The following is a 14,046-nucleotide window of genomic DNA, read 5'->3' as shown; positions in this document are numbered from 1 at the left end:
TATGGAGATATATTGATGCGGACAGCATTTCTGCTGGTGAAGGATCAGCAGGCTGCTGAAGAAGCCGTACAAGATACATTTGTTCAGGCTTACCGTAGTATCGGTCAGCTGAACGACCACCATAAACTGAAAAGCTGGCTCGTTCGTATCGTAATTAATCGCTGCCGAATGAAGCAGCGTACATGGAGCTGGCGCAACATTTTTCCCGGCGGCGGAGCCGAAGAACTGCCGGATACGGATATGACAATTGCTACCGGAGCCGATGAGCTTGCTATTAAATACATAGATCAACATAAGCTGGTTCAGGCTGTACAGCAGCTTGACTATATGTATCGTGAATGTATCGTACTTTATTATTTTCAGGAAATGAGTATACAAGAGATTGCCGACCAGCTGGACAGCAAGGAAAATACGATCAAATCAAGACTAGCCCGGGGACGCAGTCAGCTGCGTCGTCTATGGGAGGAGGAACAACAATGACATCCGATCACTCACCGAATGAACAGCAGCAGATCCGGCAGCAGCTGGAGCATGAACTGCAATCGATTCAATTCAAGGGACATGATCATGTCCTTCATCAGACCCATCCGGAGAGCCTGCGCTCCCGAATACATGCCCTGTGGAATTATGAATTTGATATATCGCTGCGACCTGCAGGTATTGCAGGAGCTCTTACAGCTGCCACTTTTGCAGCTTTTTTGATCCTATTCAATGATCCGTCTCCTTCTGTCCAAGATCCTGCAAGTTCTTCTTCATCAAGTTCGCAGCGGCAGCTTATACAAATAGGTGGTAACACGTACTGGCAGGATCAATATGAACAGGCGGTGAAGCAGGATGAGAGTTAAATTCAAAGTAAAGCATATCGTACTATACGTTCTACTGCCTCTCCTGCTAATCTCGTCCACTGTTTATATATTAATGATACCGCAGGTATCCGCCTGGTTACATGGTCGGACCAATCAATCGCTGGCTGAACAACGAACCGAATTACTGGAAGACCTCGCCAAAGCCTCTGCTCCGGAACGAATAAATATAATTCGTCAAAAGGTTATAGGCAGCGGAGGCAGTTACACTCCGTTTTCTTTTGATGTCTATATCGGTTCCAATTCCAGTCAATCAGGAGGCGATTCGGAATCTGCCTCCCCTCTACAACCAGCAGAACAAATCGATCTACTGAATGAATATATTGCTCAATCCACACCTGGATATGAGCTGGAAGACGCGTCACAGCAGCTTGTTTTCCTGTATGATTCACTTGGACAACAACAGCAAGCCGATCAGGCACTTCAACAAGCAATGGCCAGGTTCCCTACACCATCCGAGCAGCGCAGTCAGCTTGCTATTCTGCAGGCCGGTCGTCTGCTTAATGAAGGTGATGCAGATGGAGCCAAAGAAGTTTATCAGAAGATTCATCCGGAGACCCTTTCCCAAAATACGGATCTGAACGCTGCATATGCATTGCTTCATGCCCGTCTATTGTATACTGATCACCAAGCAGACCAGGCACTGGCTGTCCTCACCGATGCCATTAAGGAATTAAAAGAAAACAGCTATTCTTCCGGAAGTGATCCGGCGAGCAGCATGGGCTACACGCCTTTAACTCGAATGCAGCAAACCATCCAGACAGCCATCCGGATGGATGAATACACGGCAGGTACTATACAGGGAACTCTGAAACGAAGCGATGGCACTCCTGTGGCTGGTGCAGGTGTATTCCTGATTGCCGAGGGCGATCTGAACTCCTATTCTTCCAATGTATTCGATTCGGGTCCTTATCATACAATGACAGATGCTAAGGGTCGTTATGCTTTTCATGCGGTAATGCCCGGATTCTATCAGCTGCGGTTAGGCCTTTCCTTTCAACAGGTAGATGGCTGGACTTGGCAGGTTCCTGCTGACCCTTGGATTCATGTGACAAAAGGGAAACAGCTGCAGCAGAATACCGTACTTCAGCCGCTGATTCAGCTCAAGCAGCCCGTGAATGATCAGATAATTACAGATAATCAGATTGTTTTCAGCTGGCAGCCTGTAAAGGGCGCTGCCTATTATAATCTTGAAGGTGGTATACAGTATCCAAATGGCAGTACGCGTAGTGTAGTCAAAGAAAACATTCGTACTCCTTCTCTAACGATAACGGCAGAAGAGCTGTACCGAATGTCGATGGGATTCTCTTATGGATCTTCCGGAGATTTTGATTCGGTTGTGCCGGAGTCTATGCTGTCATTTATGAATCCCAACGGACGGTTGTCATGGAATGTAATTGCCTATGACTCAAACGGTCAGCAGATCAGTCAGAGCAGCGGATACCGATTAACACGCGAGAGTATGGGGAATCTCCCCTTTTTCTATCTGAAGAATCGTATATTAACGCCAGCAGACCGCATATTGCTGGACAAAAAGCCGGAAGAAGCATTAGCTGCTTATCGCCAGGATGTGGCTGCCAATCCGCAGGATACTCATGCACTGCGTATGCTGACACGCCTGTTAAGTACCAAACAGTCCATTATGGAAAATACAGAGGGAGAGGCTGAATACATCAAGCTGATGCAGCGACAGCTAACCCTCTCTCCGAGCAGTCAAGATGCTTATACTCTGGCCGATTATTATTACCGACAACAGGACTGGACCGCGTACAATAAGTATCATGGGTTATATCTTGCCCTGAATGATAGTGATCCCAGTGAAAATGAAATAGCACTGAACTCTTATGACCGATCTACATATGCGGTCGCCCTGATGAGACAAAACAAGCTGCAGGAAGCCGATCGACAGTTCAAATTGGCTATGCAGCAAGACCCTGATCACCGGTTTGTCGGAAGTTATATTGCGAACCGGCTATATATGGATCATACGCTGGAGAGTGCGCTCGCGCTTGCAGAACAATATCCTCAGCATGAGTCCGAACAAGCTGCCTATTTCTGGACTAACCTGCTGCAGGATATGCAGGCAGAACGCAAACAGTATTCCAATACAGCACGATATGATCAGGAACTTCAGCAGAAGCTGGGATGGTACGTACAGGGACATGAAGATCGATTAAAGCCATGGGCTTCTCAATCGTCGAAGGATACACCAATTATGCAAAAGTTTATGAAAGCTCTACTGGAAGTAAGATGATCATTCTATTGATCTCGATCAACGCATACGATTCATTCAACACATACGATTCATTCATCAAAAAAACAGGAGCATGGCGTCATCAACGCTGTGCTCCTGTTTTGGCATACCAAGCCGGCGGTCCCTGACCTGCAAAATCATGCGTCTCTATGGTATGCCGGATTTTGTCCAGTACATAGGATGGCGCATGATGCTGAAGACCACCAATCAATGTCGCATGTTGATTCAATGCGACATACAGATTATAATGCGGCCAAAAAGCATCGGGAATTGTATCTTGAAAATAGCCATCTACCTGTCCGCAGGCAAAAGGTGTACTGACTTCACAGGTATACTTGGGAAGCTTGAAAAATTCCTCCCACGCGTCTCCCCAGTCGAACCGGCTGAAATCGATAATACCGGATAGCTGCCCATTCTCAAAAATCAAATTAGCCGGATGAAAATCATCATGTTGAAATACCACACGGTCATTGCACAGTAGATCTACATTTTGCTCAATATACTGCTCCAGCTCGGTTTGACGATAAAAGGGAAGATCAAGCTGTCTCGCCTGCTGCTTTTTCTGTATGTATTTGTTGTAGCGTCGCTTCGCCCAATCAATCGGCTCGTCAGGTATCACTTGATGTATGATATGCAGCTGTTGACCAGCAGCTCTTCCCTGCTGATATTGCTCATCTACCGGGAGGTGTGGCAACACGTTCTCTCCATCTTCTCCACTGAGATAGTCCAGTAACAGGTAGCAGCAATTCAGCTCGGGCAGTATCTGCATAGTCAGCGGCTGCTGGCATTGTACTCCGTTTTGATAATGCTGATGCAAATAGCGATGTTCCAGTGTACAGCGAATAGACTCGTTCAGTGGGTATATTCGCAGCAAATATACAGGACGATTGGTATGGTAAAGTGTATATTTCATGGTATCCGAGTATCCCTTATCTAGCACCAGCGCATGATCAAATGTATAGTTTTCCTCAAGTATATTCAGTAATTTCCGAACGGTATGTTTGGATAGGATTGGAACAACCACCGTATTCACCCCATTATTCAGATCTATATATTACATCCTTTTATCATAAACCAAATAGCCGATGTCTGTCCTGATTAGCATGCAAAAAAGCTGGTATAGGCATACGGCCAAACCAGCTTTTTCAGCATGTATTACAGATTAAATGAGCATTGCACCTACTAACCCTACATAGAATAGAGAAACAATCAGATCTACCAGCGATGCTGCGAATGATTAACCTCTCTTCTTACGGGTCATGACGTCGAAGATAACAGCCAGTGCCAGTACTGCACCACGGATCATATACTGATACGAGATTCCTACACCGAGCAGGTTCATCCCGCTGGAGAGTGAAGCCATAACCAGTGCACCGATGATGGAGCCGGTTACTTTACCCACGCCGCCTGCTGCGGATACACCGCCGACATAAGCAGCAGCAATCGCATCAAGCTCGAACAGCGTACCTGCTGTAGTGGTTGCAGACTGTAGACGGGAAGTATATAGAATACCGGATAATGCAGACAGCATACCCATAGAACCAAATACGATATACGTAATCTTCTTTACGTTAATTCCGCTTAAGTGTGCCGCTTCCGGATTACTGCCCACTGCATAAATGTGACGACCCAGCACAGTTCGGGTAGTCAGGAAGTGATAGATGATAACAACGGCCAGTGTAATAACAACGGTCCAAGAGAAACCGTTATATCCCGCCAGAATCCATGTCACATATGCGATGATAGCGGATACAAATAACATTTTGACAACAAAGATCTGATTGGATACAACTTCGAACTTGTACTTGATCTTTTGTCTGCGCTTGCTTGCTTCTGAATAAATGAAGAACAGAATAGTAATGGCTCCGATAATCAGAGCCAACAGATTCAGACCACCGATTTGTGCAATAGCCGGCAAATAACCATTACCGATCGCATTGAAGTTATCGTCTTTAACAATGATTGTACCTGTCTTCTCCGTCACCTGCAGCAGAGCGCCGCGGAAAATCAGCATTCCTGCCAGGGAGGATACGAATGATGGGATACCGATCGAAGCAACCAATACACCATTGAACATACCGATAACGATACCCAGTACAAGAATAATCGGAATCGTCAGATAAAAGGGTACACCCATCTGCGATAGCAAAATGGCTGCAATCGCTCCCATAAAACCGGCTGCAAAGCCGACCGAGAGATCGATATGCCGGATAACGATAACCAGCGTCATGCCGACTGCGAGTACGGCAATATAACCTGTAGCATCCAGCAAATTACTGATATTACGGGAAGACATAAACAGACCATCCGTCATAATCGAGAAAGTCAGCATAATAACGAATAATGCGATGTACATACCATAATCACGGATATTTACTTTGAGCAGTGATCTTGCCTCAGTAAAGAAATTCACGGCTTAGCCCCCTATTGTGTAGCAAAGTGCATTATTTTTTCCTGATCGGCTTCTTCAGCCGTCAATTCACCCTTGATCTTGCCTTCAGCCATGATATAGATCCGGTCGCTCATGCCAAGTACTTCTCCAAGCTCGGAGGAGATCATAATAATACTCATGCCTTCGCTGATCAGCTTATTCATAATCGTATAGATTTCAAACTTCGCTCCTACATCGATACCGCGCGTCGGTTCATCGAGAATAAGCAGCTTCGGTCCGACAAACAGCCATTTACCAAGTGATACTTTTTGCTGATTACCACCGCTCAGATTGCCTACGGTCTGTTCTATCGATGAGGCTTTGATATACATGGAGTTTTTGTAGCCGCTGGCTACCTGAACTTCTTCATTTTCGTTAACTACACCGCCTGGGGAGATCTGTTTGAGATTGGCGACGGTTACATTGCTTTTGATATCCTGAATCAGGAACAGTCCATCACCTTTGCGATCTTCTGTTACATAAGCAATGCCTGCATGAATCGCGTCACTGGTATGCTTGAATGATCTTGTCTTGCCATCAACCAGCAGTTCGCCCTCGAGCTTGTAATTCTTGGGATTACCAAACACGCTGAGTGCAAATTCGGTACGTCCCGAGCCCATCAAGCCGGCGATACCGATAATCTCGCCTTTATTGACGTGCATGTCTACATTTTTGACGACATGACGACCAAGTTCCTGATCATAAGCACTCCAGTTTTTCACTTCGAGAATCGGACTGCCGAACTTCTTGTCCGGACGTTTTGGATAAATATCCTCGATATCCCGTCCAACCATATTTTTGATAATGGACGATTCTGTGATCTCACCTTTGGCACCATCCAGTGTACAGATCGTTTTACCATCACGTAGTACAGTGGCTTTGTCTGCGATAGAGATGACTTCTTTTAGTTTATGGGAAATCATGATACAGGTAATGCCCTGATCCCGCAGATCGCGCAGCAGCTCGAGCAGATTCTCGCTGTCATTTTCATTCAGCGCCGCTGTCGGCTCATCCAGGATAAGCAGCTTCACATCTTTGCTCAGTGCTTTGGCGATCTCAACCAGCTGCTGCTTACCGACGCCCAACTCGCGAATCGGAGTTTCCGGGTTTACATTCAGCTTGACCTTTTGCAGCATTTCCCTGGATTTGATAATCGTCTCGTTCCAATCAATAATGCCTCCACGCTTCACTTCGTTACCGGCAAAAATATTCTCATAGACACTCAGATCCGGGAAAAGAGCCAGCTCCTGATAAATAATGACAATACCTGTTTTGACACTGTCACTGATCCGGCTGAAGTTCATTACATTGCCTTCATAAATGATATCGCCTTCATACGTGCCGTATGGATAAACGCCGCTCAGTACCTTCATCAGCGTTGATTTGCCTGCGCCATTCTCGCCGATCAGACAGTGAATTTCGCCTTTGGCAACCTGAAAGTTCACGTCGGATAAGGCTTTGACTCCTGTGAAGCTTTTGGAAATATTGCGCATTTCCAGAATATTCTCACTCACTGCTGCTCCTCCTTGCCTGCTCTTGCGGATTATTCATCTTTACCGGCACGCGAATGGCAAGACAGGAACATGATTCTGTCCCTGTCTTACCACCGGATGCCTGGATGGATTTGAGCTTACAGACCTGTGAAGTCTTCCGCTTTGTAGTAGCCGGAGTCGATCAGTTCTTTTTGTACATTATCTTTATCGACTACGATAACGTCGGTTTGCTTGGCTTTGACATCTACAGTTCCATTGTTGTAAGAGCCTGTAGTTTCCGGTTTTTTGCCTTCCAGTACTTCAACAGCCATACCCATTGCATCTTTGACGAGGGTACGAACATCTTTAAATACGGTCATGGACTGTTTTTTGTTGATAATATACTGGATGGAAGCCTGCTCTGCATCCTGACCAGTGATCACATAGCTCTTCACAGTAGAGTCGGCAGAGAATACATCAGCGATAGAACGTGCTGTACCATCATTCGGTGCCAGGATAGCGATATCGCCTTTCATATCATCCGATACAGCTGTCAGGTGAGTCTGGGCTTTGTTTTTCGCTTCGTTTGGATCCCAGTTGGTCGTTACCTGACCGATAATTGCACCCAGCTGGTCACGGGACAGCTCTTTGGTGTCTTTCAGTGCTACTGCTTCAGAGGAATTGGCGATTTTGAATGTGCCATCAGCAATTTTCGGTTGCAGTACTTCCCATGCTCCCTGGAAGAACAGGAACGCGTTGTTATCCGATGATGCACCAGCATACAGGTAAAGCGGTACGCCGGATCCTTTGGCATGATCAACCAGATATTGTCCTTGAGCTGCACCTACTGCGAGACTGTCGAAAGTCACATAATAGTCAACAGCATCTGTATCTGTGATCAGACGATCGTAAGAGATAACGGTAATGCCTTCTTTTTTGGCGGATTCTACAGCGGCTGCGGCAGCTGCACCATCCTGAGGGCAGATGATCAATACTTTAATTCCTTTGCTGATCAATGTTTCTACATTTTCTTTTTCTTTGGCAGATGAACCCTGACTGAACAGGATTTCTGTGGAATAGTTGGTGCCTGAGAGTGCATCCTTGAAGCGCTGTTCATCCTGTACCCATCTTGGTTCATCTTTGGTCGGGAGAACGATACCAACGCTGACTGCGCTGCTGCTTCCACTGCCGCCGGTTCCATTAGCTCCACCGCTGCATGCAGAGACCAGAACAGTTACCATCATAATAACAAGCAAAAGTGCCATGCCTTTGAAGTTTTTTCTCAATTGAATAACCCCTCTCAATCGTATCTGTCTTCTTACAGGACTAATCATATCACTGGTTTTACGTTATGTAAGCGCTTAAATATAGTACTCTTTTGCAATCATCTGTACTTTTTTATCCTGGGGTTATTCAGGTTAGAATAGACAAACATCCCTGTACTACGTTGGTATGCGCAGTACAGGGATGAAGTAAGGGTAATTTATACCATATTATAAAAAATCGGCGTCATTATACGGTTATTGTACCTGTCCATAAATCTCTTCACGGGAATGGAAATGATCCCGGATCATGGTCTGATCCAGATTAGTGACATCTACTGCAATCGGCTGGAGCAGTACTGCAGGCACTTCGGTTTTACCATTGTTTACTTTTTGCCGGGTATCAATTTTCTCACCGCGAGCCAGACGAATAGCCATATCCGCTGTTGTACCGGCAAGCTGCTGGAGGGGTTTATAGACAGTCATCGTCTGGGTTCCCTTGACAATACGGCGGGCTGCAGCAAGATCGCCGTCCTGACCAGCAACAGGAATCTGTCCGGCCATTCCTTTTTCCGCAAGGGCCTCGATCGCTCCGCCAGCGGTAGCATCATTAGCTACAATAACTGCATCCACCTTATCGCGGTTGGCCTGAAGTGCCTGCTGCATATTAACTTTGGCATAGGCAGGTTGCCAGTCTTTGGACCATTGATCATACACCACCTGAATATCGCCACGTTCAATCAGGGGCTGGAGAATATCGAATACTCCTTTTTTGAACAGATGGGCGTTATTATCGGTGTTGGCTCCACCAATGTATACATATTTCCCTTTGGGAACCTGCTTAATAATCGCACGAGCCTGCAGACGTCCCACTTCTTCATTATCAAAAGAGACATACAGATCCACATCTGCATTTTTTACCAGCCGATCATAGGATAGCACTTTGATTCCTGCTTGATGTGCCTTCTGTATAATTGCAGCTGCGGCTTCCGCATTATGAGGTACGATGACCAGCACATCGATCCCCTGCCGGATCATCGTCTCTGCCTGCACAATCTGACGAGCATCATCTCCGTTGGCGGATTGGATGATTACTTCTGCCCCTCTCTGCTCGGCAGCTTGGCGAAACAGCTCACGGTCCTTTTTCCAGCGCTCTTCGACTAGAGTATCCATAGAGAAGCCGATTCGAATCCGATGGTCCTTGTCTTCAAAACCGGTTGATGAAGAAGGCATGTTCTGCTTTATGGATGGGGTATTCGTATCCTTTAGCTGAACAGATTGCGAATCCGGTCTGATCGGCGCCGATGAATCGGTAGAAGCAGAATGACTACAAGCAGACAATAGCAGACATAGTATTAACATCAGTAAGATATTGGTACGAAAATACCCAGGTTTCAATTGAATCTCCCTGCCTGTTTTTGTACGTATATAGGATATTACATTCTGATCGTAGGAACGTGTCTTGGTAGTTCCGCTGTTTCTGCTTATTTTCTTATTTGACCGGCTACAAGTATGATCTTCTGTATACTTCATGAGGAGCCGCCCAGTAATGACCTTCGATATTCTGTAGGCGATACATCACACATTTTCTTGAACACTTTACTAAAATAATTGGGATCGTGATAACCGACTTCAAAGGTGATCTCTTTCATGCTGCGCATTGGATCACTCATCAGCTTTTTCGCCTTGATAATCCGGCATTCCGTCAGAAAATCAATATAGTTGATTCCCAGCTGTTCCTTGAATAATTTACTAATATAAAAAGGACTGAGTTCAAACTTCTGTCCAATCCCTTCCAGAGAAATGTCTTCGTGGGAATGCTCCATGATATATTGTTTGATTTTGCGAATCGTATCCGGCTTGATTCTCTCCAGATGCTCCTGATAGCTCTGTTCCAGATGGTTCAGAATATGACCGGTCTCGATACGCAGCTGACGGTAATCCTGCGCTTCGAAAGAGTACATCGGTGTCGTGATTTCTACCCCGATCTCGGTCAGTACCCGGGAAGCAATCCAGATTCTCTCCAGAATCCGCTGCTGTGCCTGCAGGCGGCTGGTTCCCCTGTTCTCGTACTGTCGCAGCAAATCCAGTGTCTCTTCGCGGATATGCTCCCATTCCCCCAGACGAACCTGTTCAAAAAAGCGCTGTTCCCAGCTTCGTCCGGAATGAGCATGCTCCTGATGAGCTGTATCCGCAGCTGTAACATCGGTATAAAATCGATACTTGACCGGAAGGGATATATCCATTGTCGCAATAAGTGCCTGCTGATAAGACTGCCGTACCTCCGCTAGCGATTCGTAAGTATTGCCAATGCCGACAAACCATCCTTCCCGCTCATCCATACCTGCCGCAGATAATAGGTCACGCGCCAGCGAAGAAGCCTGGGCGCGAAAAGAAGTACCTGGTTTGCGAAAAGCAATTACCGGAATCTGCCGACCATATAATGCACCTACCCAGCCGCTGCCGGTATAACTGATTTTGGCTTTGATGGCACTGTAGGCCTGCTCTTGTCCGGGAGGCAGCAGGATGGCAAGAGCGAACTTCTCACTGGCTGTATCTACCCCAAGCCATCGTACCAGTTCATCCGAATGAACCTGATGCACATGATCGAATAGCAGCTGGGTTACAATATCCGCTTCAATGACCGGCATAATTTTTTGCAGTGCATCATTGCGAAGGTCGCTTTGCTCACGCTCTTTGCGCTCCTGGATAATCTGTTCCAGCACCTTCTGCACGGTAGACACAATCTCGCCTGCCTTACTGGGTTTGAGTAAATAATCTTTGACGCCCAGCTTGATTGCACGCCTTGCATATTCGAATGTATCATAGGCCGTGACCATAATGACCTTGATATCCGGAAAAGTGACTCCGATCTGCTCGGTCGTCTCCAGACCATCCATACCCGGCATTCGGATGTCCATCAGTATCAGATCTGGCCGGAATTCTTCTGCCATTCGGATGGCAATTTTCCCGTTTTGAGCCTGTTCAATAACGAGATCGGGGAAGCTTTTTTGCAGAATCGCTTGCAGTCCTTCCCGTCCGACCTGCTCGTCATCCACGATTAGCAGCTTCATCATGCGCCGTATTTCTCCCCTTTTTTGGTAAATTTAAAATAACGGTAGTTCCTTTGCCCGGACTGCTCCTGATTTCTATCACATCATCGGTTCCATAGAATAGCCGCAGCCGCTGAATGACATTGCTAAATCCGATTCCGGTAGAATGTCCTTCATTTTCTACTGGATACTCATCCAGAATCTGCTGCACTTTTTCCTGGCTCATGCCTGGGCCATCGTCTGCAATCTCGACTCTGACCTGCTCGCCGAGATCCTGTATACTAACGCGGATGGTTCCTCCATGTTCATCCGGCTCCACAGCATGGATGATAGCGTTCTCAATAATAGGTTGAAGCGTAAGCCCCGGAATAGGCACATGCAGACAACTGTCATCAATGTCGGTCTCCAGCTGCAGCCGATCGGTAAAACGTGCTTTTTGGATCTCCATATACTGCTGGATCACACTGACCTCGTTGTAGAGTGTAACTGATCGATCAAGCCGTTTGAGATTATAACGCAGCAGTCCAGCCACACTAACGAGCAGATCACTGGTTTCTTCAGCACCTTCAAGAAAAGCTTTTTTGGACAACGTATCCAGTATATTAAATAGAAAATGCGGATTGATTTGACTTTGCAGACTGCGCAGCTGACTTTCCTTGAGCAGTAGCTTGCTGCGTTGAAGCTCACTTTCCAGCTGCGCATTCTGCTGAATCTCGAGAATCAGATTGTTGATATTGATACGCATATGTTCGAACATTCGGGCCAGAAACGAAATTTCATCTGTCGAGTTAACCTTGACCTGCAGATCAAATCGCCCCTTGGCCAGTTCCTGTGCTGCCTGGGTCAGCTGCTGAATGGGATGTGTAATACTCAGTGAGAACCAGTAAGTGAATAGCAGCAATATAAAAGTAATTGTCAGCAGAATCAGTACACCCAGCTGCTTGAATTCGTTGGACTGCTTGATCATCTGACGGTAGGATTGTTCATACGTATGAATATCCTTGTCCAGCAGCGTCAGCGTCATTTCTGAGATATATCTGGAAATGCGTGTTGCTTCGGCAAAGGCATTAACGGAATCTTCAGTTTCTTTTTCTGAATGGAACATCACCGAGCGATCTGTTGCTTCTATCAGACTATCTACCAGGTTCATATAACTGGTTAAAGCAAAATCATTTTGCTCGTTGCGCAGCATGCCTACCGACCACTGCACATTTTTCAGTTGATGTTCTCTACTGCGCAGACTGCTCAAATTCCCCTCGGTAGGCGTAAGCCTATAATTGTTGAGCGAAGTGATCAGCTGCTGACTCGCTGTTGTCACTTCATTCATCCGCAAATAACGCTGCAAAATATCATTATACTGTTCCTGCGTTTTCTGATTGTAATACGTGAGCGTGATCCAGATCACCGCCATAATAAACATAACGACTGCAGTCAGTGTCCATATTTTCCGCTGAATACCGATCATTGCACATCCGCCGGTTGGATAATTCGTATGCTGGTAAAGAAACCCTTGGTATTAAGCGGAATTTCTTCTCCTTTCAGCCACTGGGTCATCATTTCTACACTCATCTTGCCCATCGTTTCCGGTGACTGTTCAATGACTCCATCGAGTTTTCCTTTACGCAGCAGGGATATGATATCAGGATGATCGTCAAACGAATAAATATAATAAGGAGCAATTTGCGAACGTCGTTCAATCTCTTGTACCATTGCGCTTGTTAGATTGGCATCAACAGATATGAATGCGTTTACATCAGGGAAACGATTTAATACATCCTGTGTGGCTGCCATTACTTTTTCTTTTTGATTAGAGGTCTGGATATATTCAATCTGGATATCAGGATAATTTTGCAATACTTCCATCACTCCTTTTACCCGCTGACGCTGATCATATTCGTGACGGTCATTACCAATCAAGATCGCTGTTCCTCTTTCGCCCATATCTTTGACCATTTGCCGGGCAATAGTGCGTCCTGCCATCACAGGGTCAGAACCAATATATGTTTTGCGCATACTATCGTTCATCGGAACATCACTCGCCACTGTAATAATCGGAATGCCATAAAAAGCAGCCTTGATTTTGGTCATTTCTTTGAAAGCCTCCGTATCCAGACCTTGCACAATAATGCCGTCCATCCGGGAATCAATCGCAATCTCGATTTGTTTAAGAAAATCGTTCTGATCTTCACCATAGCTTCCCCATACTTCGAGTGTCGCTCCTTGCTGCAAAGCTTCTTTCTTGGCACTCTCTCCGATTTTATCCCAAAACGGCGTACTCAAATCATGGGTAATGAGTACAAGGCGATACTGGGATGTTTTTTTTGCTGCAGACTGTGGCAACTGCTGCTGATCGGATTGAACCATTCGTACTACAGTCGCAATCGTAAAACAGAGCAGAATGATACATACCGAGCCAAGTGCCAAGCTGATTCTTTTATGCAAGCCAATCATTCCTTTTTCGTATAGGTTCATTTTTATACAGTTTATGCATTTCAAGGTTTTACCAGAGCAGGTGTTTATACTCTAACAAATCCTTTATCGGTTGGGTAGAAATTTTTTACCAGCCTAATTTATAACAGGCGCTAAGTTATTGAGCAACCAGCATTCTTGTGGATTTTATCTATTTCAATGCATACAAATCCAGTGCATTCTATTGCTCTCCTGTATATACACCAATAGAGTATGACCGATGGATTGAAATGACTAATAGG

General features: G+C 45.8%; 11 protein-coding genes. 3 read left to right on the top strand and 8 right to left on the bottom strand.

Annotation, left to right across the window (positions count from 1 at the left end):
- Positions 1–15: 15 nt before the first annotated feature.
- The 3 genes from WH46_RS08115 to WH46_RS08105 are packed head-to-tail and all read left to right on the top strand — an operon-like array spanning position 16 to position 3,117.
- A complete protein-coding gene (locus WH46_RS08115; RefSeq protein WP_231584311.1) occupies positions 16–480 on the top strand; it encodes a sigma-70 family RNA polymerase sigma factor in 465 nt (154 codons plus the stop codon).
- Positions 477–845 carry a hypothetical protein gene (locus tag WH46_RS08110; protein WP_046226344.1) on the top strand — a complete coding sequence of 123 codons (369 nt, stop codon included), beginning with the start codon at positions 477–479 and terminating at the stop codon, positions 843–845. The genes WH46_RS08115 and WH46_RS08110 overlap by 4 nt, the downstream gene beginning before the upstream one ends.
- The gene (locus WH46_RS08105) at positions 835–3,117 is read left to right on the top strand and encodes a carboxypeptidase-like regulatory domain-containing protein (RefSeq protein WP_046226343.1); all 2,283 of its coding nucleotides are present in this window, start codon (positions 835–837) and stop codon (positions 3,115–3,117) included. Before WH46_RS08110 ends, WH46_RS08105 begins: the two co-directional genes overlap by 11 nt.
- A gap of 82 nt (positions 3,118–3,199) precedes the next feature.
- Here WH46_RS08105 and WH46_RS08100 read toward each other — a convergent pair whose 3' ends face one another.
- The 8 genes from WH46_RS08100 to WH46_RS08065 form a co-directional block, all read right to left on the bottom strand.
- A complete protein-coding gene (locus WH46_RS08100; protein WP_269430614.1) occupies positions 3,200–4,057 on the bottom strand; it encodes an aminoglycoside phosphotransferase family protein in 858 nt (285 codons plus the stop codon).
- Between the two features lie 297 nt (positions 4,058–4,354).
- On the bottom strand, positions 4,355–5,530 hold the full coding sequence (locus WH46_RS08095) for a sugar ABC transporter permease (RefSeq protein WP_017812209.1): 1,176 nt from the start codon (positions 5,528–5,530) through the stop codon (positions 4,355–4,357).
- A gap of 11 nt (positions 5,531–5,541) precedes the next feature.
- Entirely contained in the window at positions 5,542–7,062 is a 1,521-nt protein-coding gene (locus WH46_RS08090) for a sugar ABC transporter ATP-binding protein (RefSeq protein WP_046226342.1), read from the bottom strand.
- Positions 7,063–7,178: 116 nt separating this feature from the next.
- Entirely contained in the window at positions 7,179–8,306 is a 1,128-nt protein-coding gene (locus WH46_RS08085; protein ID WP_017812207.1) for a sugar ABC transporter substrate-binding protein, read from the bottom strand.
- Between the two features lie 234 nt (positions 8,307–8,540).
- A complete protein-coding gene (xylF, locus tag WH46_RS08080) occupies positions 8,541–9,680 on the bottom strand; it encodes a D-xylose ABC transporter substrate-binding protein (protein ID WP_407944404.1) in 1,140 nt (379 codons plus the stop codon).
- A gap of 131 nt (positions 9,681–9,811) precedes the next feature.
- Complete coding sequence (locus tag WH46_RS08075) at positions 9,812–11,359, bottom strand: response regulator (RefSeq protein ID WP_046226340.1); 1,548 nt, start codon at positions 11,357–11,359, stop codon at positions 9,812–9,814.
- Positions 11,334–12,800, bottom strand: coding sequence for a sensor histidine kinase (locus WH46_RS08070; protein ID WP_046226339.1), 1,467 nt, complete (start codon positions 12,798–12,800; stop codon positions 11,334–11,336). The genes WH46_RS08075 and WH46_RS08070 overlap by 26 nt, the downstream gene beginning before the upstream one ends.
- On the bottom strand, positions 12,797–13,777 hold the full coding sequence (locus WH46_RS08065) for a sugar ABC transporter substrate-binding protein (RefSeq protein WP_197088262.1): 981 nt from the start codon (positions 13,775–13,777) through the stop codon (positions 12,797–12,799). Before WH46_RS08065 ends, WH46_RS08070 begins: the two co-directional genes overlap by 4 nt.
- Between the last annotated feature and the right edge of the window lie 269 nt (positions 13,778–14,046).

Origin of the sequence: Paenibacillus dauci (assembly GCF_000971985.1) — a bacterium.
Lineage (GTDB): Bacteria > Bacillota > Bacilli > Paenibacillales > Paenibacillaceae > Saccharibacillus > Saccharibacillus dauci.
Note: the sequence above shows the minus strand (reverse complement) of the source record. Positions and strands in the feature narration are given on the sequence as shown.